This window comes from Vibrio sp. 10N.286.51.C3 (assembly GCF_003050065.1).
Taxonomy (GTDB): Bacteria; Pseudomonadota; Gammaproteobacteria; order Enterobacterales; family Vibrionaceae; genus Vibrio; species Vibrio crassostreae.
Genome location: NZ_PIGC01000002.1, coordinates 294,949 through 320,395, shown reverse-complemented (window position 1 = coordinate 320,395; position 25,447 = coordinate 294,949). Strand labels below are relative to the sequence as shown.

General features: G+C 44.9%; 20 protein-coding genes, 1 tRNA gene and 1 pseudogene. 15 read left to right on the top strand and 7 right to left on the bottom strand.

Annotated features, from left to right (window positions below):
* Positions 1–64 precede the first annotated feature (64 nt).
* Positions 65–1,183 carry a ribonuclease D gene (gene rnd / locus CWO27_RS03150; RefSeq protein ID WP_048660835.1) on the top strand — a complete coding sequence of 373 codons (1,119 nt, stop codon included), beginning with the start codon at positions 65–67 and terminating at the stop codon, positions 1,181–1,183.
* Between the two features lie 113 nt (positions 1,184–1,296).
* Here rnd and minE read toward each other — a convergent pair whose 3' ends face one another.
* From minE to minC, 3 genes are read right to left on the bottom strand one after another with little or no spacing between them, the layout of a single operon-like run.
* Entirely contained in the window at positions 1,297–1,560 is a 264-nt protein-coding gene (gene minE, locus CWO27_RS03145) for a cell division topological specificity factor MinE (RefSeq protein ID WP_004737949.1), read from the bottom strand.
* A gap of 6 nt (positions 1,561–1,566) precedes the next feature.
* On the bottom strand, positions 1,567–2,379 hold the full coding sequence (minD, locus tag CWO27_RS03140) for a septum site-determining protein MinD (RefSeq protein WP_009848498.1): 813 nt from the start codon (positions 2,377–2,379) through the stop codon (positions 1,567–1,569).
* A gap of 21 nt (positions 2,380–2,400) precedes the next feature.
* Positions 2,401–3,063, bottom strand: coding sequence for a septum site-determining protein MinC (gene minC, locus CWO27_RS03135; RefSeq protein WP_107898531.1), 663 nt, complete (start codon positions 3,061–3,063; stop codon positions 2,401–2,403).
* Positions 3,064–3,283: 220 nt separating this feature from the next.
* Here minC and CWO27_RS03130 point away from each other — a divergent pair, with 220 nt between their 5' ends.
* The 5 genes from CWO27_RS03130 (at position 3,284) to CWO27_RS03110 (ending at position 9,042) form a co-directional block, all read left to right on the top strand.
* Positions 3,284–3,574: a YcgL domain-containing protein gene (locus CWO27_RS03130; RefSeq protein WP_017062372.1), complete on the top strand. Its 291-nt coding sequence runs from the start codon at positions 3,284–3,286 to the stop codon at positions 3,572–3,574.
* A gap of 30 nt (positions 3,575–3,604) precedes the next feature.
* Positions 3,605–4,603: a lytic murein transglycosylase gene (locus CWO27_RS03125; RefSeq protein WP_102433616.1), complete on the top strand. Its 999-nt coding sequence runs from the start codon at positions 3,605–3,607 to the stop codon at positions 4,601–4,603.
* Positions 4,604–4,737: 134 nt separating this feature from the next.
* Positions 4,738–5,658, top strand: a complete 921-nt coding sequence (locus tag CWO27_RS03120) for a LysR family transcriptional regulator (protein WP_080967320.1) — start codon at positions 4,738–4,740, stop codon at positions 5,656–5,658.
* A gap of 205 nt (positions 5,659–5,863) precedes the next feature.
* The gene (locus CWO27_RS03115) at positions 5,864–7,063 is read left to right on the top strand and encodes a NupC/NupG family nucleoside CNT transporter (RefSeq protein ID WP_019826134.1); all 1,200 of its coding nucleotides are present in this window, start codon (positions 5,864–5,866) and stop codon (positions 7,061–7,063) included.
* A 164-nt stretch (positions 7,064–7,227) separates the two neighbouring features.
* Positions 7,228–9,042: a cation:proton antiporter gene (locus CWO27_RS03110; protein ID WP_107898530.1), complete on the top strand. Its 1,815-nt coding sequence runs from the start codon at positions 7,228–7,230 to the stop codon at positions 9,040–9,042.
* Between the two features lie 117 nt (positions 9,043–9,159).
* Here the strand turns inward: CWO27_RS03110 and folD are convergent, their stop codons facing one another.
* On the bottom strand, positions 9,160–10,017 hold the full coding sequence (gene folD, locus CWO27_RS03105) for a bifunctional methylenetetrahydrofolate dehydrogenase/methenyltetrahydrofolate cyclohydrolase FolD (protein ID WP_017629535.1): 858 nt from the start codon (positions 10,015–10,017) through the stop codon (positions 9,160–9,162).
* A 211-nt stretch (positions 10,018–10,228) separates the two neighbouring features.
* Between folD and CWO27_RS03100 the strand changes: the two genes are divergently transcribed.
* Positions 10,229–10,305: transfer RNA gene (locus tag CWO27_RS03100), tRNA-Arg, on the top strand.
* Positions 10,306–10,575: 270 nt separating this feature from the next.
* A complete protein-coding gene (aroC, locus tag CWO27_RS03095) occupies positions 10,576–11,661 on the top strand; it encodes a chorismate synthase (RefSeq protein ID WP_004734182.1) in 1,086 nt (361 codons plus the stop codon).
* A 112-nt stretch (positions 11,662–11,773) separates the two neighbouring features.
* Here aroC and CWO27_RS03090 read toward each other — a convergent pair whose 3' ends face one another.
* Positions 11,774–12,397: a trimeric intracellular cation channel family protein gene (locus CWO27_RS03090; protein ID WP_004734183.1), complete on the bottom strand. Its 624-nt coding sequence runs from the start codon at positions 12,395–12,397 to the stop codon at positions 11,774–11,776.
* A gap of 299 nt (positions 12,398–12,696) precedes the next feature.
* Between CWO27_RS03090 and CWO27_RS03085 the strand changes: the two genes are divergently transcribed.
* The 3 genes from CWO27_RS03085 (at position 12,697) to CWO27_RS03075 (ending at position 14,197) form a co-directional block, all read left to right on the top strand.
* On the top strand, positions 12,697–13,227 hold the full coding sequence (locus CWO27_RS03085) for an elongation factor P hydroxylase (protein WP_102433596.1): 531 nt from the start codon (positions 12,697–12,699) through the stop codon (positions 13,225–13,227).
* Positions 13,228–13,236: 9 nt separating this feature from the next.
* On the top strand, positions 13,237–13,500 hold the full coding sequence (locus CWO27_RS03080) for a YfcL family protein (RefSeq protein ID WP_017632537.1): 264 nt from the start codon (positions 13,237–13,239) through the stop codon (positions 13,498–13,500).
* Positions 13,501–13,675: 175 nt separating this feature from the next.
* Positions 13,676–14,197 (top strand): NADPH-dependent FMN reductase, encoded by a 522-nt coding sequence (locus tag CWO27_RS03075; protein ID WP_017632536.1) that lies wholly within the window; start codon positions 13,676–13,678, stop codon positions 14,195–14,197.
* Between the two features lie 120 nt (positions 14,198–14,317).
* On the opposite strand, the gene mnmC is transcribed toward CWO27_RS03075, so the two are convergent.
* On the bottom strand, positions 14,318–16,468 hold the full coding sequence (gene mnmC, locus CWO27_RS03070; protein WP_102433598.1) for a bifunctional tRNA (5-methylaminomethyl-2-thiouridine)(34)-methyltransferase MnmD/FAD-dependent 5-carboxymethylaminomethyl-2-thiouridine(34) oxidoreductase MnmC: 2,151 nt from the start codon (positions 16,466–16,468) through the stop codon (positions 14,318–14,320).
* 56 nt (positions 16,469–16,524) lie between these two features.
* Between mnmC and fabB the strand changes: the two genes are divergently transcribed.
* Positions 16,525–17,751 carry a beta-ketoacyl-ACP synthase I gene (gene fabB / locus CWO27_RS03065; protein ID WP_057622324.1) on the top strand — a complete coding sequence of 409 codons (1,227 nt, stop codon included), beginning with the start codon at positions 16,525–16,527 and terminating at the stop codon, positions 17,749–17,751.
* 79 nt (positions 17,752–17,830) lie between these two features.
* On the opposite strand, the pseudogene CWO27_RS23880 reads toward fabB, so the two are convergent.
* Positions 17,831–18,124, bottom strand: a pseudogene (locus CWO27_RS23880) (hypothetical protein).
* An 86-nt stretch (positions 18,125–18,210) separates the two neighbouring features.
* On the opposite strand from CWO27_RS23880, the gene CWO27_RS03055 reads away from it, so the two are divergent.
* From CWO27_RS03055 to CWO27_RS03045, 3 genes are all read left to right on the top strand, one after another.
* Positions 18,211–19,344: a 4-phosphoerythronate dehydrogenase gene (locus CWO27_RS03055; RefSeq protein WP_048660828.1), complete on the top strand. Its 1,134-nt coding sequence runs from the start codon at positions 18,211–18,213 to the stop codon at positions 19,342–19,344.
* Between the two features lie 12 nt (positions 19,345–19,356).
* A complete protein-coding gene (locus CWO27_RS03050) occupies positions 19,357–20,370 on the top strand; it encodes an aspartate-semialdehyde dehydrogenase (RefSeq protein ID WP_052878954.1) in 1,014 nt (337 codons plus the stop codon).
* Positions 20,371–20,577: 207 nt separating this feature from the next.
* Entirely contained in the window at positions 20,578–25,437 is a 4,860-nt protein-coding gene (locus tag CWO27_RS03045; RefSeq protein ID WP_107898529.1) for a FimV/HubP family polar landmark protein, read from the top strand.
* The last annotated feature ends 10 nt before the right edge of the window (positions 25,438–25,447 follow it).

Below are 25,447 nucleotides of genomic sequence, written 5' to 3'. Positions count from 1 at the left end.
ATGCCGACAGTTAATGTCGGCATTTTTGTATCCGGCGATCAAATAGAAACCAGTGAGAGTTTTTGTGGATTATCAAATCATTACCCAATTGAAAGACCTTGAGCGAGTTTGCCAACAAGCACGTGAAGCCGATGTCGTTATGCTTGATACGGAGTTTGTTCGTACAAGAACCTATTACCCTCAATTAGGCTTGATTCAGTTATTTGATGGTGAAACGCTGTCACTGATTGACCCTATTGCTCTTGGTGAAATGACACCATTTGTTGGATTGTTGAAAGACGCCTCTGTTCTGAAAGTGCTGCATGCTTGTGGTGAAGATTTGGAAGTGTTCCAAAACGCATTTGGCTGCACACCAACACCAATGGTTGATACCCAGATCATGGCAGCTTTCTTAGGTCATGGTTTATCAACGGGCTTTGCTGCTCTGGTTTCAGAGTTTGTCGGTGTCGATCTCGATAAGAGTGAATCTCGCACTGACTGGCTAGCGCGTCCGCTTTCTCAAAAGCAATTGGACTACGCAGCGGCAGACGTGCATTACCTAATGCCAATGTACAACAAGCTTCTTGAAAAAGTGATGGAAGCTGGCTGGTGGGAAGCGGCGCAACAAGAGTCTGATTTACAAGTTGCCAAGCGCATCCGTAAAGTAAACCCAGATTCTGCCTACCTTGATATTAAAGGGGCATGGCAGCTTAAACCTAAGCAGCTAGCGATCTTACGACCTCTAGCAACTTGGCGTCTAAAAGAAGCAATCAAGCGCGATTTAGCGCTGAACTTTGTCTTCAAAGAACAAGATCTATGGGCTGTGGCTCGTTTCGCGATGAAAGATCCTAAGCACATGGAGCAAGAAGGTTTTGATTACCGCTCTGTACGCCGCCATGGTGCGAAGATCAGCTCAATCGTTAAGTTGGCGGAACACACGCCTGAAGAAGAGTACCCAGCACCAGTAGAACGTTTAATGGACTTCCCTGGCTACAAGCAACTTTTCAAAGTGCTGAAAGATGAAGTGAAAACAGCATCACAGCACAGCGGTTTGGCTACGGAATTCTTAGCATCTAAGAAGCAACTTAACCAAGTGTTAAGCTGGGTGTGGAAGCACGATCGTAACCCAGAAAAACTGCCTGATGTTATGCAAGGCTGGCGTTTAGATCTGGTTGGCGAAAAGCTGAATAAAGCGATTAAGTAGCCTGTTCTTGTTCTAAGAGTTAGCCAGTTACAGATATAAAATGCAGACACAAAAAAGAGAGCCTAGGCTCTCTTTTTTATTTAATCTGCTGACTACTTACAAGATAACGAAGATCACTTATCGTCTTCTGGTAGCTTAACATTCAGCTCTAATACTGAGATGTCGTCATCTTTGTGTTCGAACGTCAGATCAACCATTGATGGATCGACCTCAACGTACTTTGCAATACACTTCAAGATGTCTTCTTTCAGTTGCGGTAAGTACGATGGAGCAGGGTCGTCATGACTGCGGCGCTCAGCAACAATGATCTGCAAACGCTCTTTGGCTAGGTTTGCGGTCGTCTTTTTCTGTGGTCTGAAAAACTCTAGTAATGACATTGCGTATTAGCCCCCGAACAGTCTTTTGAAGATGCCTTTCTTCTGTTCCGTTAAGAAACGGAAGTCCACTTGGCTACCTAGTAGTCGCTCTACAGTATCATTGTAAGCCATACCTGCGTCGGTTGCTTCGTCAAAGATAACTGGAACACCCTTGTTCGATGCATTCAGTACCGCTTGGCTCTCTGGAATCACGCCCAGTAGAGAGATGTGTAGGATCTCTTCAACGTCTTCAACACTTAGCATCTCACCTTGAGTTACGCGTGCTGGGTTGTAGCGAGTCAGTAGAAGGTGTGTTTTCACTGGCTCTAAGCCGTCTTCTGAACGACGAGATTTAGAGTCAAGAATACCTAGAATACGGTCTGAGTCGCGTACAGAAGAGACTTCAGGGTTAGTCGTTACAATCGCTTCATCAGCAAAGTACAACGCCATTAGAGCGCCTTGTTCGATACCCGCAGGAGAATCACAGATGATGAAATCAAAGCCCATTTCATCTAGCTCATCAAATACGCGACGAACACCGTCTTTGGTTAGTGCATCTTTATCACGAGTTTGAGAAGCAGGAAGAATGAACAGGTTCTCTGTGCGCTTGTCTTTGATCATCGCTTGGTTCAGCGTAGCTTCACCATTGATAACGTTAACGAAATCGTAAACGACACGACGCTCACAACCCATGATTAAATCTAGGTTACGCAGACCGATATCAAAGTCGATAACTGCGGTTTTCTTCCCTTTTAAAGCCAGACCTGAGGCAATAGCTGCACTAGAGGTCGTTTTGCCTACCCCGCCTTTACCTGACGTTACAACGATAATGCGTGCCATTATTTTTTCCTTTTATTTCTCTTATATTGCGAGGACGTCAACGTGTAATACATCGTTTGCCATACTGAACATAGTTTTCTTCTGCCAGTACTCGCTTTCAATTTGATCGCTGAGCCAGTAATTTCCCGCAATGGAAACCAGCTCGGCTTGTAAATCATTACAAATTATTTTTGCTTCAGTTTGACCTCTTGCACCTGCAATCGCGCGGCCGCGTAATGTGCCATGTATATGGATGCTGCCATCGGCAATCACTTCTGCACCCGCACTCACATGGCTAAGGATCAATAGATCGCCATCTTTGGCATAAACCTGCTGACCAGAACGAATTGGGGTTCGAACCACCTTAATCGGCGCCATCTTAGCCGGTGCTTGCGATGGAGATTTACTTGCCGTCATGACTGCAAAGCCCGCTTCTTTCGCTAGATTTTGCATACGCTTATCAGAACAGCCAGCCACGCCAACCGGGATCATGCCCGCTTGAGATATACCATTTTTCAGTTGCACAAAATCGATATCACCAACGACTTTGCTGATGTTGATAACAACAGGTGCGGCAGCGAAAAACGTGGGTGCTTGGTCTACCTTCTCTTGAAGAAAAGACACTGCATTTTCGACTTGATCATCGGATAAGTGCAAAACAGATAGCGTAAAGCTGCTACCTTTTAGATCTGGGTTACTAGACATCGAAAAACTACAGGACCTCAATAGCGAATTGGTACAATTTCTTTATCAATAAAATAAAGGGCATTGCCTGAAACTAGGTTTATCATGTTATATTCCCAAACCAAGCACAGCAAGTAATCTTGTTGTCAAATGGACGTTTTGTTCCCAATATTTCCCTAACATAAACTATTGATCTCGCAAGTGAGAGTTTTGTAGTCATAATCAATTAAAAAGGTTTGTCATGCTGTGTTCTATATATAAAAGCTCAAAGAAAGAAGGAACATACCTTTATATCCCTAAGAAGGATGATTTTTCACAAGTTCCTGACGCATTGATGCAAATGTTTGGTAAACCTAGTTTTGTAATGGTAATTAAAATGGATGGCCGTAAACTGGCTCAAGTGAACATCGAAAAAGTGAAAGAATCACTGAATACCGATGGTTTCTTTTTGCAGGTTCCGCCACCACCAGTTAACGAACTTGAGCTTCATAAAGAGCGTAAAGCTCAACAGAAATCTCAAGACGAAGAGTGATAGCCACCTCAATTCAAGGAGGAGTGATTGTTGAGTAAATTTTCGAAAACCATATTGGCTGTGTCGGCATTACTATTGGGTAATAGCTTGACCATTAGCTCAGTGCACGCTGAAGAATTGAGCTTCGAACAATATGTAGAAAAACTAAAGCAACAAGGCCGTGAAGAAGGCATCTCTGAAACGATCATTGATGAAGCCTTTGATGGTGTAACGTTTAAGCCAAGAGCGGTGAAAGCCGACAAGAATCAACCTGAGAAAAAACTGACTCTGGATGAATACATTCCACGAGCAGTGCCTGATTGGAAAGTGAAGCAAGCCAGATCACTTTATAAGAAGCATTACACAGCGCTAAAGCGTATTGGTGATGAATATGGTGTTCAACCAAGATTCATTGTCGCGCTATGGGGTGTTGAGAGTAACTTTGGTAAGTTCACTGGTAACTACAGTGTTATCGATGCGCTAACGACCATGGCTTACGAAGGACGCAGAGAAGCGTTTTTCCGCAGCGAAGCGATGGCGGCGTTGAAGATTCTTGATCAAGGCCATATTGCACCAAAAGAGATGAAAGGCTCTTGGGCGGGCGCAATGGGTCAGCCTCAATTTATGCCAAGCTCATTCTTAGCATATGCGGCTGATGGTAATGGCGACGGTAAGAAAGACATTTGGGGCACTGAAGAAGACGTATTTGCTTCAGCGGCAAATTATCTCAGCCAATCAGGATGGGATGACAAATATACTTGGGGTCGTCAGGTTCATGTTCCGTCATCTGTGTCGATCGATTTACAAGGTCGAACTGAAGACAAAGCGAAATACTTAAAAGAGTGGTCTGAACTCGGTATTAAGCGTTATGACGATCGCCCACTGCCAACACTTGATGAAGACATTAAAGCTTGGTTAATCATGCCGGATGATGAAACCGGACGTTCGTACCTCATTTATAACAACTACAATGTGTTAATGAAGTGGAATCGTTCTTACTACTTTGCTTTGGCAGTAAGCCACCTAGCCGACAGAATTAAGTTTGATTAATTGGCATAGCTTGCTTTGATAGCATTTGGCCTACCATAGGCAGAACGAACTAAAGGACTCTTCGGAGTCCTTTTTGATTTTATATTTCAGAGAGTTAAGAAGGTGGTCTTGTGCTAACAGATAGAGCTGCACAGATGGTGATATTCCATGCGCTGATCAAGCACGAAGGTTTTACCAGTGCTGCAAAAAGCTTAAATGTTTCAGTGTCTCATATCAGCAAGCAAGTCGCTTTGCTTGAAGACTCGATAGGAATCAAGCTGGTGCAAAGGACGACACGAAGCCTCACGCTTACCGAAGCGGGAGACGTGTTCTATCAACACTGTGAGCAGCTGTTTAACACGGTGAAATCAGCTCAGATGGATATGGACAGCCAGCGCGATGATATCTCTGGAATACTGCGCGTCGGTTTGTCGCAGTCATTTGGCACGCTGCATATCATTCCCGCGATCGACCAACTCAGACAGCTTTACCCACAGCTGAGAATCGAGGTCCACTTGTTCGATTATAAGGTGGATATGATTGAAGAGCGCTTGGATCTCTGGATCACCAACAATGAAGACTTGCCTGAAGGTTACATTGCGCAGCGATTAGCCGACAGCCAGTTTGTGGTGGCTGCATCACCCGATTACCTGATTAAGGCCGGGACGCCGCATGTGCCTTCTGATCTGATTGACCACAATTGCCTTATCTATCGCAGCCGAGAGCGAGATTACACATCGTGGGCGTTTGATAACGGACAAGAAAACCTCAGTGTCAAAGTCGCGGGTGATTACTCAGTTGATTTGGCTGAGGCAGTTCGAGACGCAGCCGTATCAGGGTGGGGCGTGGCTTACTTAGCAACCTACTTAGTCAAAGAAGAGTTTAGAACGGGCAAGTTGATTCAAGTATTACCAGAGTGGAGAGCCAGTCAGCTGATGCCATTCTATGCTGTTTACCCAAGCAGAAAGAACATGCCGAAGAAGCTTTCAGCGGTGATTGAGTTCATTAAAGATCATATAGGGTCGCCGACGTATTGGGACAAAAACCTCAAAACTTGTGTTGAACTGCATCGTTAACTGTTTCCTAATCTATAAATATAATTTCCATATGGAAAAAGTACGCTTTTTAATCAAAGTTAATTATTAAAATTCAATAACTTAATTATACTCATAGTTAAATCGTGATTACCCCAACATCACGTTAACAACCTCAGCTTGCCGCAAACGATTTCCTCTATAGAATGCGTCGCCTTTCCTATCTATAACTTTTAGGTTGACGCACATGGCTTCCCTACTTGGAATTATCACTATTTTAGTTGCCGCTTGGTTACTATCTACGGACAGAAAAAATATTCCACTAAGAACAGTCTCTTTGGCTTTCTTATTACAAATCTCATTCGCGCTGTTGGTTCTGTATGTACCAATGGGTAAAGAAGCGTTGAATGCAGCCACAGGTGCGGTATCTAGCTTGATCAACTACGGTCAAGAGGGGATTAACTTTCTATTTGGTGGCCTAACGAATAACGGATTTGTTTTCGCGATTAATGTTCTTGGCATCATTATCTTTTTCTCTGCATTGATTTCAGGTTTGTACCACATTGGCTTTATGCCAAAGGTGATCAACCTTATTGGTGGTGCGCTACAGAAGTTCTTGGGTACAGGTCGTGCAGAATCACTGTCTGCGACTGCCAATATCTTTGTCGGCATGATTGAAGCGCCATTGGTGGTTAAACCTTACCTAAAGCACATGACGGATTCACAACTGTTTGCTGTGATGGTGTGTGGTTTGGCTTCTGTAGCTGGTGGTACGTTAGTGGGTTATGCATCTCTTGGCGTTGACTTAAACTTCCTGATCGCTGCGGCATTCATGTCTGCACCAGCCGGTCTACTGATGGCTAAAATCTTAGTACCTGGCAGCCCAGATGACGCTCAAGAAAATATTGAGTCTGATGTAGAAATTCCACGAGCAACAAACGTAGTTGAGGCAATGGCAGATGGGGCTATGTCTGGACTTCGTATTGCCGTTGCAGTGGGTGCAACACTTCTTGCCTTTATCAGTGTGATTGCAATGCTGAATGGCTTGCTAGGTATTGTTGGTGGCTGGTTTGGCGTAAACCTAAGCTTCGAACTTATCCTAGGTTATGTGTTTGCACCCGTTGCATGGCTAATCGGTGTACCGTGGTCTGAGGCTGTGGTTGCAGGTTCATTGATCGGTAACAAGATTGTCGTGAACGAGTTCGTGGCTTTCATCCAACTAATGGATGCTAAAGAGGCACTGAGTGAGCACTCTCAAGCGATCGTAACTTTTGCTCTATGTGGCTTTGCTAACATCTCTACCATGGCAATTTTGATCGGTGGTTTGGGTAGCTTAGTTCCAGAGCGTCGCTCTTTCATCTCACAATATGGCTTCAAAGCAATTTGTGCGGGTGTGTTTGCTAACTTGATGAGTGCAGCGATTGCTGGTGTTGTACTTTCTCTGTAGCTAACTGATCATGACTTTACTCTCCCTATAGTAAAGTGACTGATTAATCACAATAATATTCGGTTAGCGTGAAAAAGAGAGCCTATAGTGTAAGAACGTAGGCTTTCTTATTTCATTGAATAGTTTGTACCACAGGGTGTGGTGCAAACCTTTTAGGGGCACAAATGGATTTGTCGATTACTTCTTCTTTGGCGTTAATTGGACTCTTGTCTTTAGCTTGTCAGCTGCTCGGTTGGCGTTTACGTCTTCCCGCGATTCTTCCTCTCCTTATCGTCGGCCTATTGTTAGGTCCTGGCTTGAATATCTTAAATCCCGATGCCATTTTTGGTGATGTGTTGTTTCCTATGATTTCATTAGGGGTTGCCATCATCCTGTTTGAAGGGGCATTAACCCTAAATTTTAAAGAAATCAGAGGCCATGGCCGGATGGTGACTCACCTCGTGAGTTTCGGTATGTTGATTACCTGGGCCTGTATCGTGGTGGGTGCTTACTACTTTGTGGACTTTAGTTGGCCGTTAGCCGCATTGTTTGGTGCATTAGTCGTGGTAACTGGCCCAACGGTGATCGTACCCATGCTTCGCAGTATTCAGCCTAAATCTTCTCTAGGCAGTATCTTGCGATGGGAGGGTATAGTGATTGATCCCATTGGCGCTCTGTTTGCTGTTCTGGTTTATGAATACATCGTCTCTTCGGCCGACCCTACAGGACATGTACTTTCAGCTCTGGGACTAACCTTAACCATTGGTTTAGGTTTAGGGATCATCGGTGGCTATTTGATTGCCAAGATGCTGCAAGGGCATTGGGTACCGCACTATTTACGTAATGTGGCTGTATTGACGCTAATGCTCGCTGCGTTCTCTTTCTCGAATGACTTGAGTGAAGAATCGGGTTTATTAACCGTGACCATCATGGGGATCTGGCTTGCCAACGTGAAAGGCTTGGATATCGAAGACATCATCGAATTCAAAGAAACCCTGACCGTATTACTCATTTCAGCGTTGTTTATTCTGTTAGCGAGTAGACTCGATTCAGGAACCTTCCTCTCGATAGGTTGGGGCGGTATTGGTTTATTAGCGGTGGTTATGCTGGTGGCTCGCCCGTTAAGTGTGTGGATCAGCGGGATCGGCACGGATCTTACCTCTGCGGATAAATGGTTTTTGAGCTGGATGGCGCCGCGCGGGATCGTTGCAGCCGCGGTTTCTTCTCTGTTTGCAATCAAGCTTCAAGAAAAACAATTAATAGAAGGCGCAGACCTGCTGGTACCAATGGTGTTCTTGATCATCATCGGTACAGTTGTGATTCAAAGCCTCACCGCGAGTTGGTGGGCAAGAAGGCTAGGTGTGACTCAAGAGAAGGCACAAGGCGTTATCTTCTTTGGTGCGACTCAGTTTTCACGCCAGTTTGCCAAAGTATTGGCGACACACAACATCAATAGTGTGCTTGCCGATACCAACTGGGAAAGCATTCGCTTAGCACGCATGGATAACTTGAATGTCTACTTTGGTAACCCAGCTTCGAGTCACGCTGAAAATAATCTGGAATTGGATGGAGTAGGGCGTGCGATGATCGTCTCGCCTTATCGTCAAACCAACCCATTAGTTAGCATGCACTATCAAGACGAGTTTGGTGAAAATAAGGTGTTTGAGCTTGAGTCATCAGAGAATAAACATGAAAGGCATCAGGTGAACCGCGATGGCAACAGAAGCTTGTTTTCGGAAGGAGTTACCTATTCCAAGCTTAACTCGTTGATGGCTCAGGGTAGCCAAATTAAAAGTACAGGTTTGACCGAGGCATTTGATTTAAACGAGTTTAACGCGCTGTACCCTAAAGCCATTCCTCTTGGGGTGATTACTGGCGGTGATTTCCGTTTAATTACACAAGGATCTGAGTTGGAAAAACTCATATCAACGGAGTGTGAGCTTATTAGTTTATTACCGCCTTCTGAACAGACGGAAAAAGTCGAGAATCCAGATAAGTAGCGAATAGCAGTGCATCAAAAGCGAGTCGCCCTGTTTCAAAACGAATGTCTAAGTATCAAAAAAGCCGCAGCGTTCATCACGTTGCGGCCTTCTAATTTTATTTATATGCGCTGCGGATTACTTCGAGTGAAATTGCTCACAAGCGATCATGGTGTTCTCGATTAGGCTCGCCACCGTCATTGGACCAACACCACCCGGTACAGGCGTGATGAAGCTTGCGCTTTCTTTCGCTACGTCGTATTCAACGTCACCCACTAGTTTGCCAGATTCCAAACGGTTGATACCCACATCGACCACAACAGCGCCTTTCTTGATCCAAGCACCTGGAATGAAGTTTGGCTTACCTACTGCAACTACAACAACGTCTGCTTGACGCACGTGGCCTTCAAGGTCTTTGGTGAAGCGGTGACATGTTGTCGTTGTACAACCTGCTAGAAGGAGCTCTAGCGTCATTGGGCGACCTACGATGTTTGATGCGCCAACGACAACCGCGTGCTTACCACGTAAATCGATGTTGTAACGGTCAAGCAGCGTGATGATGCCTTTTGGCGTACAAGAGCGAAGCTTAGGCATACGCTGAGCCAAACGGCCGACATTGTATGGGTGGAAGCCATCAACGTCTTTTTCTGGCGTGATACGCTCAAGAACGTGAGTGCTATCAATACCAGCAGGTAGAGGCAGTTGAACCAGAATACCGTCGATCTCTGGGTCTTGGTTCAGTTGGTCTACCAGTGTTAACAATTCGTCTTCTGTCGCAGTGGCTGGCAAGTCGTAAGATTTAGACACGAAGCCAACTTCTTCACACGCTTTACGCTTACTTCCAACGTAAACCTGAGAAGCAGGGTCTTCACCCACTAAAACAACCGCTAGGCCCGGAGCGCGTAATCCAGCTTCAGTACGAGCTTTTACACGTGCAGCAACTTCGGAGCGAACCGTTTGAGAAATTAGCTTTCCATCAATATTTTGAGCAGTCATGAATTTCCTTAGTATTGATATTCAAGTTAGTGGCTGATGTTTTTGGCGCATTATTCCAGAAAATCTTTTTGATTACCATCAAGCAAACGTTTGCTTTGTTCTATTTTCCAACACTTATATGTTTGTTGCCCTTTTTTTACTCACTTAGATCAGAATGTTACATAAAGCCGTTGCTTTACTGATTCGAATTCGTATAATTCGTTCCTGTAGCGCGCCCTTAGCTCAGCTGGATAGAGCACCTCCCTTCTAAGGAGGTGGTCGAAGGTTCGAATCCTTCAGGGCGTGCCATTATTTAAAGAAACCCGATAACTCTCCGAGTTGTCGGGTTTTTTGCTTTCTTACCATAATAAAAATACTCTTCTCAAAGCGCCACTCATTTCCCCGCGTTATTCATTTCATTCGGCTCATGTAATAGAAAGTTAAAATTGTTCGTTTTTTGGGGTTTACATCATTTGGTAATAAAGCCACTATGAATTCACGAAGAATAGACAAGTAAAGCTGTTAGCCAGTCGGTTTCGGAATCAAACCTTCTGCTCAATAGCTGATTTAGAGGAAGTAATGGCAGGAAACAGTATCGGACAACATTTCCGCGTGACCACGTTCGGAGAAAGTCACGGTATCGCACTAGGATGTATCGTAGATGGGTGCCCACCAGGATTAGAAATTACCGAAGCAGACCTTCAAAGAGATTTGGATCGTCGTCGCCCTGGTACTTCTCGTTATACAACGGCTCGCCGTGAAGCGGATGAAGTGAAAATCTTATCAGGTGTATTTGAAGGCCAAACTACGGGCACTTCTATTGGTCTATTGATTGAAAATACAGACCAACGCTCTAAAGACTATTCCGAAATTAAAGACAAGTTCCGCCCAGGCCACGCTGACTATACGTACCATCAAAAGTACGGTGTACGTGATTACCGAGGTGGTGGTCGTTCTTCAGCTCGTGAAACTGCAATGCGCGTTGCTGCAGGTGCAATAGCGAAGAAATACCTAAAACAAGAATTTGGTGTTGAAATCCAAGCATACCTTTCTCAAATGGGTGATATCTCAATTGATAAAGTGGATTGGAACGAGATTGAAAACAACGCTTTCTTCTGCCCAGATGCCGACAAAGTACCAGAATTTGATCAACTGATTCGTGACTTGCTAAAAGAAGGCAACTCGATTGGTGCGAAGATTCAAGTGGTTGCGACTAAAGTGCCTGTAGGCCTTGGTGAGCCAATTTTTGATCGTCTAGATGCTGACATTGCTCACGCTCTAATGAGCATCAATGCGGTGAAAGGTGTTGAGATTGGTGATGGCTTTGACGTCGTTAATCAACGCGGTAGTGAACACCGTGATCCATTAACGCCAGAAGGTTTCAGCAGCAACCATGCTGGCGGTATCTTAGGTGGTATTTCTACTGGCCAAGATATTGTTGCAAGCATTGCGCTTAAACCAACATCAAGCATTACCGTTCCTGGTGACACGATCACTAAAGACGGTGAAGCAACGCAACTAATCACTAAAGGTCGTCATGACCCATGTGTAGGTATCCGTGCCGTGCCGATCGCAGAAGCGATGTTAGCGATTGTATTGCTTGATCACTTGCTACGTCACCGTGGTCAAAACTTTGGTGTGACAACTGAAACGCCAAAAATCTAGTTCTGCTTCGTTGTAATCAGAACAGATTTGAAACTGATTTGATAAAAACAAAGAGGGTTGCTTCGTGATGAAGCAACCCTTTTTATATTCTGCGTAATTGAGAATATATCATTTAATGTACCGAGCTTTCAGGATCAAGCTGGAACGAAGGTAAACGCCACTTGAATCGTACAGCTGCCATACGCAGCAAGTAACCAACTACAAGCGTCACAATCGTCGCGGTTACGTCGTTAATGCCAAGTTCAAGCAAACCTAGATATAAACCTGAAGCGACAAGTGCAACAGAGGCATACAGCTCTTCATGCAACACCAATGGTGTTTGACGACAGATAAGGTCGCGCAGTAAACCACCAAAGACACCCGTGACTAGCGCAGACACCATGCAGATCATTGGATGTAGACCCATGGTCATCGCTACTTTAGTACCAATGATACTGAACACGATAAGCCCTAGTGCATCTAAACGAATGAATAGCCCTTTGAGCTTGATAACCCATTTAGCCAGTCCGGTTGTAATAACACCTGCGATACAGGTGATTGCCAGATACTGTGGGTTTTCAACCCAACCTAAAGGGTAATGGCCGAGTAAGATATCTCGTACTGTACCGCCGCCAATTGCCGTTGCACTGGCAACCAACATTACACCAAACCAATCCATTTTTTGTTTGCCAGCACTGAGAGCGCCGGTCATGGCTTCTGCCGTGATGCCAATGATATACAAAACACTTAGTAGCATTGCTGTAGCTCTATAATATAGGTCTATAAATTGGAGTCTTATAGGCCTTAGGGATATAAAAATGAAGCGCGAGTGTAGTAGTAAAAACGCTGATTGACGAATGAATATTTGTACCGTGAATGGGTGTTTCAGATTAGCTAAACTAATCATTCGCCTCAAAGTAGTGTAATCTGGGATCAGCAATCGATTGTCACAGTAAAGTATTGGGGGCAACCTAATGCCATTGCTCGTGATAGGGCTTTACCGAGCGCTTAAAAAAACGCAAAATGCCCCGGTTCTTTTTACTTAAATTTGATTTTATGACGCACCAATACCCAGACATCATCGATATTTTCAATCAAACCTTTTTCGAGAGTTACAATACCAAACTCGAACTGGGTGCAGACGAGCCTATTTACCTGCCAGCCGATGGGGAGGTTCTTCATCACCGTATCGTATTTGCTCGCGGATTTTATGCGTCTGCACTTCACGAGATAGCGCACTGGTGTGTCGCTGGTCCTGAGCGTCGTTTGTTGGAAGATTTTGGCTATTGGTATGAGCCTGATGGTCGAACTGAGTCGGTTCAAGCTGAGTTTGAAAAAGTAGAAATTCGCCCACAAGCGTATGAATGGATCATTGCGATGAGCGCAGGCTTTCCTTTTAATGTCAGCTGTGACAATCTACACGGCGATTTTGAGCCAGATCGTTTGGCCTTTATGAATAAAGTACACAGCGAAGTCATGGGTATCTTTGAAGCTGGCCTTCCGCCTCGCGTAAAAATGCTCTCTGAAGCATTACGCAGCTTCTACGATGTAGAACCTTTATGTACTAGCCAATTTATTGTGAAATAAGAGAATATTATGATTATCGAATTTGAAGAAAAACTACTTGAAGTAATTGATGCTCGCATTGAAAACGCATCAGACGATGAACTGTTTGCTGGTGGTTACTTACGTGGTCATATTTCTCTGTCAGTGGCTTCATGTGAAGAAGAAGGCATTGAAGACGTAGCTGAAGTAAAAGCACGCATCGAGAAGAGCCTAGATGACGCTCGCTCTGAACTAACGCCAGCAGATCGCACCATCGTTAATGACCTTTGGGTTGAACTGCAAAACCAAGCTTAATAGCTAACAATTTATCACTATCCGCTCAGTCCCTTCCTTTCCATTTTGCTGAGCTGTTAATTATTTGAGACTCATTCGAAATTTTTGAATGAGTCCGTTCAATCCTTGTGATGGTTCCATTTTCTGACTACGTTATTCTAATCCCACTTAACGGATTTACAGAAAAGGTCACATCATGAAAGTTATCGCATTCGGCGCAAGCACAAGCTCTACTTCTATCAACAAAACTCTAGCAACTTACGCAGCTAACTTGATTGAAGGTGCTGAAGTTAAAGTTCTAAACATCAACGATTACAACGTTCCTATGTTCAGTGAAGACACTGAAAAAGAGATTGGCCAAGCGGAAGGCGCACAAGCATTCTTACGTGATTTAGCTGAAGCAGATGCGTTTGTTATCTCTTTTGCTGAGCACAACGGCCACTACCCAGCTGCGTACAAAAACCTATTTGATTGGGCGACACGCATTGAGCGCTCTGTGTTTGGCGAGAAGCCGGCGGTTTACTTAGCGACTTCACCTGGCCCAGGCGGTGCACAAACGGTACTTGGCGCAGCAACAGGTTCAGCGCCATACTTTGGCGGAAACGTAAAAGCGTCAGTTTCAGTACCAAGCTTCTACGATAACTTTGATTTTGAGTCTGGTTCTATCAGCAACGAAGAGATTGCTCAGCAGATCAAAGACGCGGTTGCTAAGCTGTAAATACAAGTTAGATCAACACGAACAACAAAAAGCCCGAGGGACATAATGTCGCTCGGGCTTTTTAGCTTTTAGTTTCAGGTATTTCCAATATTTAGATATTCAGAATAGTTGAACTAGAAACTACTGATTTGTTTTTGAGTGCTTATCTGCAACCCAGCCAGCGGTTAATGCTTTACCTTTACGCAGCCTGCGTACCCACATTCTGCTTGGGTGAATCGCTTCAAGCACATCGACAGGTAAGGGAAGCGGATCGCCACAAATTTGTGATGCTAACACTTCAGCCAATAATGGCGCAGAGCTCAAGCCACGTGAGCCTAATCCGATAAAACAGTATAGGTTAGGGAAGCTTGTCACCGTTTCAACATCATCAACCGAGTCACGCTGTGGGTTAAAGTTGTGTAGATCTTGGTACTGATCTTTAATGGCTTCGAAATCGCCCACATTGCCAACAAATGGCAAGTGGTCACGGCTCACGCTACGGATACCTTGGCGCGCTAGGTTGCTACTGGTATCGACATCTTTTGTCCATGCTTGGTCTGGCAGTGACCCATGCAGACGCTCGCCATTATGTTGCTGAACCTCAATATCAAACTCTTGGTCGATGTTGGTTTTGTCGTAGTTTGCGCCAATACAATGGTGTCCATTGTTTGGGTTTTGTGGTGTTAAGTAACCATCAAAGCACAACACGGTTTTTAGTTTACTGAGGTTATCCGTGGTCGGAATGTGGCTCACTTGACCTTTAACCGGTGTCAGTGGTACTGGCTGAGTCTGCTCAAACTGAGTGAACTTGTGGCCGTTCGCAACCACCACTTGGTCATGCTTGGTTTGAATCTCACCTTGTGGTGTCTCAATGATGAGCAACCATTGTTGTTCAGTTTCGAGCCATTCTAGTTGAGTCACTTGATGTTGATAGTGAGTGCTAACTTGGTGGGTCTCTTCTAACTTCCCGATCAGGCCTTGTGTCAGTTGCAGAGGGCTCAACCAACCACCCAGTGGGAAGTAAACGCTCTCTTTATCGACCGGTAGGCCAATCTTTTCATTCGCTTGTTCTGGCGATAAACGCTGAATCAAATCTGTATGGAAATTGCCTTCCAACATGCGGTTGAGCTTTTTAGTGGAGCCTTCGTCCCACATCAAAATGTTCACGCCACACCAACTGTGGTCAAACTGAATAGATTGCGCCGCCTGATTAATGAACTGGCGAGCAAACAGTAAGCCTGGTCCAAACACGCGAGACACGTTCGAGGTGGCTTCGCTTAACAATGGATAAATCGCACCTTGATTGTTGCCTGATGCATTACCCGCTGCTTGTGGGTGCTCACAATAAAGCGTGATGTCTTTACCACGGCGGCTCAGCGTTTTAGCGAGTGCTGCACTAGCAACACCACCACCGATGATAGCGATGTCTTGCGATTCGTTGTGCTGTGATAGGCCATACCAAGGTTTGATGTTGGTGTGAGCATGCTTTTCGCCAAGTCGGCCTGCAATCATTTCTCGCTTGGTGCCAAAACCTTTGACCTTCTTCATTTCAAAGCCAGCTTCAATTAAGCCACGGCGCACAAAGCCAGCCGCGGTGAAAGTCGCGCAACTACAATCTTGCTTGGCGAGCTTGGCCATACCGTTGAATAGGTTTTGATTCCACATCTCTGGGTTCTTGCTCGGAGCAAAACCGTCTAAGAACCAAGCATCAACCAAACCTTCACGTGGGGTTGGTACGTTAGGCATGCAATCTTTAATATCGCCAAACCATAAATCAAGCGTGATTGCACCGTCGCCAAGCACAATGCGGTGACATTCAGGCAGGGCGATAGGGTAGTGTTGTTGGAGTTGCGTCGCATACTCGGCTAATTCTGGCCACGATTGGTGTGCTTTGATGAGATCCTCTTTATTTAAAGGATATTTTTCAAAACTGATGAAATGTAACTCTTTGGTCATCGCTTGTGGGTTATCTTTAAGAAAAGCATCGAACCATTGCCAAACTGCAAGAAAGTTCAAACCTGTGCCAAAGCCGGTTTCTGCAATCACAAAACGGCGTTGTTCATGTTCAAGCCAACGCTCTGGAAGGTGGTTTTGCTTTAAAAAGACGTAGCGAGTTTCTTCTAAACCGTTAACATTGGAGAAGTAAACGTCGTCAAATTGGTCTGAAACTGGCGTGCCAGACTCATTCCATTCCAGTTCTGCATTAGTAATTGAAGTCATAAAATCTATCATTTTGTGATTTGAAGCGATATGTTGGTAGGGATTGTACGAATTTCTAGGAAAGCTGACCACTTTTGTTAGGCTTCTTAGTTATCATCTAGCTGAATTTAGAATTATAGGAATGTCACATGAAACGAGTCGTAATCACCGGTATGGGTATTGTTTCAAGTATCGGTAACAACGTCGAAGAAGTTTTAGCATCACTGAAAGAGGGTAAATCTGGTATTACCGCTTCAGAGCAGTTCAAGGAAAATGGCTTGCGCTCTCAAGTATGGGGTAACCTAAAAATGAACCCTGCTGACCATATCGATCGCAAAAAAATGCGCTTTATGGGTGATGCAGCGGCATTCGCTTATCTTTCAATGGAGCAAGCAATTGCTGATTCTGGTTTAACTGAAGATCAAGTATCTAATGACCGCACGGGTATCGTTGCGGGTTCAGGTGGTGCTTCATCTCTAAACCAAGTAAACGCGGTAGACATCATTCGTGAGAAAGGCGTGAAGCGCGTTGGTCCATATATGGTTCCACGTACAATGGCTTCTACGGTTTCTGCTTGTCTAGCAACTCCTTTCAAAATCCGTGGTGTGAACTACTCTATGAGCTCTGCATGTGCGACATCTGCACACTGTATTGGTCACGCAATGGAGCTTATCCAACTTGGTAAGCAAGACGTTGTATTCGCTGGTGGCGGTGAAGAACTGGATTGGTCTCTGACTATGATGTTCGACGCAATGGGCGCACTTTCTACTAAGTACAACGACACTCCTGAGCTGGCTTCTCGTACTTATGATGCAGACCGTGACGGTTTCGTTATCTCTGGTGGTGGCGGCATGCTAGTAATCGAAGAGCTTGAGCACGCAGTTGCTCGTGGCGCAAAAATCTACGGTGAGATCGTAGGTTACGGCGCAACTTCAGATGGCTACGACATGGTTGCTCCTTCTGGTGAAGGCGCGGTTCGTTGTATGAAGATGGCTATGCAAAACGTTGATGGCGTTGACTACGTGAACACTCACGGTACTTCAACTCCAGTTGGCGACGTGAAAGAGCTAGGCGCTATCCAAGAAGTTTTCTCTCAAGGTAATGGCGGCGGTAACAGCCCAGCAATTTCTGCAACTAAAGCGATGACAGGTCACGCTCTAGGTGCAGCTGGCGTACACGAAGCGATTTACTCAACGCTAATGCTAGACAACGGCTTCATCGCTCCAAGCATTAACGTTTCTAACCTAGACGAAGCAGCTGCTGGCCTAGATATCGTAACTGAAGCTCGTGAACAAGAGCTAACAACGGTTATGTCTAACAGCTTTGGTTTCGGCGGTACGAACGCAACGCTAGTAATCAAAAAGTACCAAGCTTAATTTAGGCTTGAGTCAGATATACAAAGGTTAATCGTTAAAGGGTTACGCGAGTGTAGATTCAACACGCACAGGTAACTCATTAATTATGAACCACAGAACAAAGCTTTATAAACATGGGTTTTAAATCTAGGTTTAAAAGTTGAAAGGTTTCCAGAGCTTGATCAGTAGTGACTTAGTTAGTACTGGTTGAACAGACGCAAGACTCTGTCTCCTGGAGAGCGAGATAGGATCCTTTTGTTCTGGATGTTTGCCCGATTGTTTATTCAATCGGGCATTTTTCGTTTTAGCCGTTTGATCTTGGGTGTTCACTTTGGTTTCGGTTCTTGTCTGTCAAGGCTAGCCGATTCAGCCCTTTATTTATAATGTATTCCAATTGCTACTCGACACCGTGTGTGGAATTTTGCACAATCATTTCAATTCACATTTAGGTCGATAGACCCCAACGAAAGTACTCGCCAAATGAAAATCTTAATCGACGAAAATATGCCTTACGCTGAAGCGCTATTTAGCCAGCTAGGGGAAGTGACAATGAAGTCTGGTCGCACATTAACAGCTGACGACCTAGTTGACGTAGACGCATTGATGATTCGCTCTGTTACCAAAGTAAACGAGTCATTAATCAGCAAAGCCAATAAGCTGAAGTTTGTCGGGACTGCGACGGCTGGTATGGATCACGTTGACCAAGAATTGATGAAAGAGCGTGGCATTTTCTTTACTGCGGCTCCTGGCTGTAACAAGGTGGGTGTTGCTGAGTACGCGTTCAGTGCGATGATGGTTCTTGCGCAGCAGCAAGGCTTCTCTGTTTTTGATAAAACGGTTGGTATTATCGGCTGTGGTCAAGTGGGCAGCTACTTAGCGAAGTGCTTAGAAGGCATAGGTATTAAAGTTCTGCTGAACGATCCTCTAAAACAACAAGAGGGTGATTCTCGCGAATTTACTGAGCTAGAGACTCTGCTTGAGCAATCAGACGTTATTACATTGCACACGCCAATCACTAAGACGGGTGAGTTTCCAACGCATCACTTGATCAATGATCAAGTGCTGAACAACTTACGTGCTGATCAAATTCTGATTAATGCCGCTCGTGGCCCTGTGGTGGATAACCAAGCGCTAAAAGCTCGTTTACAAAAAGCTGATGGATTTACTGCGGTTCTTGATGTGTTTGAATTTGAACCTGAAGTCGACTTTGAACTTCTTCCGTTACTCGCTTTTGCAACTCCTCACGTAGCGGGCTACGGTTTAGAGGGTAAAGCGCGTGGTACCACGATGATCTTCAACAGTTATTGTGAGTTTTTAGGTACTGAACAGCGTGCGTATGCAAGTGACTTATTGCCGACAGCGCCTGTACCTCAAATGAAATTAGATAGAGCTTGGGATGAAGCAACACTGCACAATTTGACTCAGTTGATCTATGATGTGCGCAAAGACGACGCCTTATTCCGTCGCAATATCGCTACGCCGGGTTCTTTTGACAAGATGCGTAAAGAATATTGGGACCGCAGAGAATACAGTGCAGTCGAGTTAACGGGCGACGAATCTTGTAATTTAACGCCGTTATCTAAACTCGGTTTTATGGTAAAGCCAACTTTATAAAAGAGAGAAACAATGAGCCAAGAATTTAATATTGCTATTTTAGGTGCGACTGGTGCGGTTGGTGAAACCATTCTTGAAGTACTTAAAGAGCGTAAATTCCCTGTCGGTGAACTGCACTTACTAGCAAGTGAACGTAGTGAAGGCAAAACTTCCCGTTTTAACGGCAAAACAATACAAGTACAAAACGTAGAAGACTTCGATTGGTCTCAAGTACATATTGCGTTTTTCTCTGCAGGTAGCGAACTTTCAGAGCGTTGGGCTCCAATTGCTGCTGATGAAGGTGTTGTTGTTATCGATAACACATCACGTTTCCGTTACGAATACGATGTTCCTCTGGTTGTGCCTGAAGTGAACCCTGAAGCAATTGCTGAGTTCCGTAACCGTAACATCATCGCGAACCCTAACTGCTCGACTATCCAAATGGTAGTAGCGCTAAAACCAATTCACGATGAAGTGGGCCTTGAGCGTATTAACGTTTCAACTTACCAATCTGTGTCTGGTGCAGGTAAGCCAGGTATCGATGAGCTAGCGGGTCAAACGGCTAAGCTTCTTAACGGCATGCCAGCTGAAAATTCAGCGTTCTCACAACAGATCGCTTTCAACTGTATTCCTCAAATCGATGAATTTACAGAGAACGGCTACACGCGTGAAGAGATGAAGATGGTTTGGGAAACTCAAAAAATCTTTGCTGATTCTTCAATCACAGTGAACCCGACTTGTGTTCGCGTACCAGTATTCTACGGTCACGCAGAATCTCTACACATTGAAACTCGCGCGCCTATCGGTGCAGAGCAAGTGGTTCAGCTTCTAGAGAACACAGAAGGTGTTGAAGTATTCCAAGCGCTAGACTTCCCAACTCAAGTTCGTGATGCCGGTGGTAAAGACCACATAATGGTTGGTCGTATTCGTAACGACATCAGCCATCACAGCGGCGTGAACATGTGGGTTGTAGCTGATAACGTTCGTAAAGGCGCGGCAACAAACGCAGTTCAAATCGCTGAAGTTCTGATTCGCGATTACTTCTAAGCTTTATTGCTTTGATAAACAAGCCTCACTCTTTAGTGGGGCTTTTTTAATCGATTAAAAATATTGTTAGTCAAATTGTGTGAAATTGCTGCGAATATTGTTGCTGCAACACATTTTTTGTTTTCATCTCTATAGTTTTACGTCATTTATCCGATATATTTAATAGATCATCACTTTTCCGAATTTAAGCACCTAGCTGAGCCTTTTATGTTTCAAATTTTCAAGCCGTGGTTAATGCCTTTTGCCTTTATCATTGCGACTCAGATTTCCGTTGTTCGTGCAGATTCCATTCGAGTTGTAGGGCCTAATGGTCAGATACAATCAGCGCCTACGTTTTCAGAACCTCTTCAAAGAGCGCAATCGAATAGCGCTGAGCCTTCACGTTTCTATGGTCCAACTCGCGGCTCAGAGACATTGTGGTCTATTGCTTCAAAGTTACGCCCTGATAACTCCGTTTCAGTCCAACAAACCCTGTTGGCTATTTATCGCTTAAACCCACAAGCGTTTGAAAACCAGAATATCCATAGTCTGCTGCCTGCCAGCAATTTACGTGTGCCTTCTTTAGAGCAAACACGTGCAAGTTCGACGCAGCAAGCTATCAACATCATGAACTCACATCTTGCTAAGCTTGATGCTCCTGCGAGCAAGCCTGTCGCTTCAAAACCAAAAACCTCGAGTTCTGATGCAAAAAATACTACTCCTGCCAAGCAAGTAAGCTCTGCTGAAACTGCAAAAAAACCATTGTCTCTAACTCAGTCTTCTCTAGAACAATCCGCTCCAACCCAAGAGATGAACAAGTTAGAGAAGCAGCTAGAGCTTTCAGAAACTGAACTCTTGTCACTTGAAGAGAAAAACCACCAACTTCGTTTGATGTTGTCGAATGTTCAATCGGAAGTTGATGAACTAAAAACTGAGCTCAGTGATGAAGACCGCATTCGTAGCGAAGTGGAAAAGCTGCTTGATGAAGAGCGCAGAAAGAACGCCGAAATTGAAAAGATGGCACCAAGTGCCATGGACGAATTGTTATCGAATGGTTGGTTAGTGGCGGCTCTTGCGATTATTCCAGGTCTGCTACTTGGTTTGATCATTGTGATGTTGTTAGGCCGTCGTTCTAAAAATGATGAGCAACAGCAAACTACTCAAGAGCAACCGATTCAGCCAGAACCAAGCGTCGTCGCGCCTATTGCATTGGGCGACGAGATGGATGACCTTAACGAGCTGTCGTTAGACGATGATTTGTTTGGTACGGAAGATGACGCCAACAAGTTGTTTGACGATCAAGCGCTAGCTGAAGAAGACGATGTCTTTGCCGGTTTAGATGAGTCGGATCTCGATTTTAACCTCGACGGTGAAGATGATGACCCGTTTGCCAGCATTGGCGAAAACGGTGATTTAGACACCAACTTCGATGATCTTGATTTAGACAGCAGTAACGGCATTAGTGTTAATGGCGAAGAGAAGGCTCTTGGTCTTGAAGAGATGGAGCGCGCGCTCGATAAAACAGCGGAAAGCGCACTTGATACAGATGAAGTCGACTTCGATCTTTCTGATAATAACGCGATGTCCGCTGATGACATTGAAGCTTTACTATCTCAAGAGTCTGAAACCGAAGATCTCGGCTCCAACGAGCTAGACCAGTCTCTGTTAGATGATCTGTTTGCTCTTGATGACGAAGATGATGACAGCTTTGATATTGATGCGTTGATTTCGGAAGAGCAAAGTAATTCGCCGTCTAACACTGAAGCACCAGCAAGCGATGATTTTGACATTGATGCACTTATCTCAGAGCAACAAAGCGATACCAAGCCTGCTGATTTGAGCAATGACGATTTTGATATTGATGCTCTAATCTCTGAACAACAGAGCCCTGAGCCTGCGTCACCGACAGCAAATGACGATATTGATGACATCTTTGCCCAGGTTGCCGCTCAGAACGATCAAGCGAATGACCCTTTCAACCTCGATAACGACGATGAGATTGCCACTAACCTAAACAGTGGTTTAGCGTCTGATGATGATATCGAAAACATTTTGTCTCAGTTCGATAAGCCAATCGTAGATGAAGAACCTCAAGACAGCGTTGATCTGCTTGATGAGCAATTGGCTGGGGATGACGTTGATCTAAGTAACTCGACCGACCTTCTTGATGAAATGTTGGAAGACGAATCGGGTGATGAGTCTGAAAGAGAGCCTTTAGGTTTTGATTCATTATCTGAACTTGAAGAGCTTTCTGGTTTGTCGACCGATGATGACCTAAACATCGCAGAAGACAGCACGGAAACCTTGGATGAACTGATAGGTGATTCTGACGATGATGATTTCGAACTTGATGCCGAAAGTACCGACTTATTGGATGACTTCCTTGATAGTGAATTGTCAGATGATGGGCTGTCAGCAGACGAAGCAGATGCCCCAAAAGCGGAATCTTTAGACCCGTTTGATGACTTACTGACAACTGGCATTGAAGACGAGCTTGAATCTGAAGAGAATGCGTTTGATAAAGAGCTAGACGCAGCCTTTGGTTTTGACAACGGCAACGATGAACCTGAAGTGGGCTCAGACGTTGACCTTACTCCGTTAACCTCAGAAAAATCTGAAGTTGAGCCTGAGCACGCGTCGGATATTAGTGAAACACCACAACCTGAAGCCGTTAGTGATGAATCGTTAGATTCGGAACTGATCCAAGAAAGTGCTGACGTTAAGCCAGAAAATGATGAAGACTTTAATCGTGATGACTTTATCGATGATTTGTTCGGTGTCGCACCGGCAACGGATGCTTTACTTGATGACTCGCTAGAAACGACAGACGAAGCGTTGATTGATGAGTTAATGACTTCTGATGACAACGATTCGCTGCCAGCGACAGAAGAGCCAGCTGAACCATCTCTTGAAAATACGGTTGAACCAGAGCAAACGTCTCTTTCAGATAGCAACCAAGTATCAGCGGAAGAAACTGAATCATCGGTTGAAGATGATGAACTGGATATCGACTCGCTGTTATCTGAGAATTCTGATTTTGACAAACCAGATTTTGAAGAGCGAGTTCAAGAAGAAACCGCACAACAAGAACCAGAGCCGAAAGAAGCCGACGTCCAAGAGCAACGTGAAGACATCGCTGCTAGCTTTGAAGATCAAGCTTCACCATCCTCTTTAAATGATATCTCTGACGATGATGAAGAGACGGTTGAAGATTGGTTAGCTGAAGCGATCGACGATGTAGAGTCGCCTGCGAACGTTACCTCTGATTTTGACTTTGAACCGAAGATCCAAGGTAGCGATCAGTTTGAAGATGTCGTTGAATCCTTGCCAGAGCCAGAGCCAGAGCCAGAGCCAGAGCCAGAGCCAGAGCCAGAGCCAGAGCCAGTTCGTGCTGCCAATATGCCAGAAATTATTCCAAATGAATTTGGCGTACCACAAGACGACGATTGGCTGATTGAAGATGAGACGTCTGCACCACAAGCATTAGCAGAAACTGACGCAACACCAGAACCTGTAGCACCTGTTGTTGAACCTAAATTAGACGCTGAATCGCAAGTTGAAGCTACTCCACAAGCGGAAGTAGCAGAACAAGAAAGCGAAGACGAATTCTCGTTTGATGACTTCGAATTACCTGAGTTTGGTGAAGAAGACGCACTGGCGGAAGCTGATGCTGAAGCAACACCAGAATCAGTAGTACCTGCTGTTGAGACTCAAGCTGAAGCTAAGAGTCAAGACGACGAAGAGTTTTCGTTTGATGACTTTGAGTTGCCAGAGTTTAGTGAAGAAGACGCACTGGCGGAAGCTGATGCTGAATCAACATCAGAGCCAGCAACGCCTGATATCGACTCTCAACCAAGTGTTGAATCGCAACCAACCGCTGAGCCTCAGCTAGAGGCTGCACCACAGGCTGAAACTGCGAAACCAGAAAGCGAAGAAGAGTTCTCGTTTGATGATTTTGAGCTGCCAGAATTCGGTGAAGAAGATGCATTAGCTGAAGTTGTTAGCGAACCAGACGAAGCTCAATTAGAACAAGATCTATCTGATGGCACTGAGAAGTTCGAATTCGATGACCTTGATCTGCCTGAATACGATGAAGAGAGTGCGAAAGCCGATTCTGTCTTAGATGATATTGAGCAAAGCAGTGCTGAGCCAGTAGCAGAAGATGAAGGCGTAGAGTTCAATGAACTTGATTTACCAGAATACGGTGAAGATGAAGCCATCTCTGATGCTTTTGCTGAGAAGCCAACACCGCTAACGTCTTTCAGTCCACAAGGCGAAGAGCAGGATGCGTTGCATGATTTGTTCTCAAACCCGCAGAGCTTCAGTCACGCTGAAGATTTCTCGAATGCACAAGATTCTGAGTTGGCTGGTTTTGCACAGCCAGAAGAATCACTGAGCGCTGCGTCAGAGCTAAACTCAACGCCTGCAGCGGTTCAAGACGAGCCACTAGAAGGCTTTGATGACTTTGATGAGACAGCATTAGCTGAGTTGCTTTCTGAAGATGTTCAAGACTCTGTCGACAACATGTTCGATAAGCCATTGGATGCAACATCGATTGATAGTGCAGGGCTAGATATTGATGCCATGCTAGAAGTTGGCGGCGAAGACTGGAAAGGCTTTAACCTAGCGCCAGAGCAACAATCGAGCATGCATAATGATGTGCCTGATGACCAACAAGAGATTTGGGCGTCGGCTGAACAGCAAGCTGAACCGAAGATCAAAGAAGAGAACTGGGCTCAACAAGACAACCTAACCGAATCAGGCAGCAGCCGTGATAAGCAATACATGACCATTGATGAACTGATGGCTCAAGTCGAGCAAGAAGGTGAAGAGGTCATTAATCCGGATGATGAAGAGCTTAAACTGGATGTTGGCCTAAATGAATTCCCAGACGTTATCGGCGACATTGGCAACTATGATGTTGATAGCAACGCAGAGGCTGCAGGTAAGCTTGATTTGGCTAAAATTTACATCGAGATGAGTGACTCGCAAGGTGCAATTAAGCTTCTAGAAGAGGCAATCGTTGACGGTAGCGATGATATTCGTCGAGAGGCAAAAAACCTGATCGATTCGTTAAACGGTCGATAAATTAAAAATC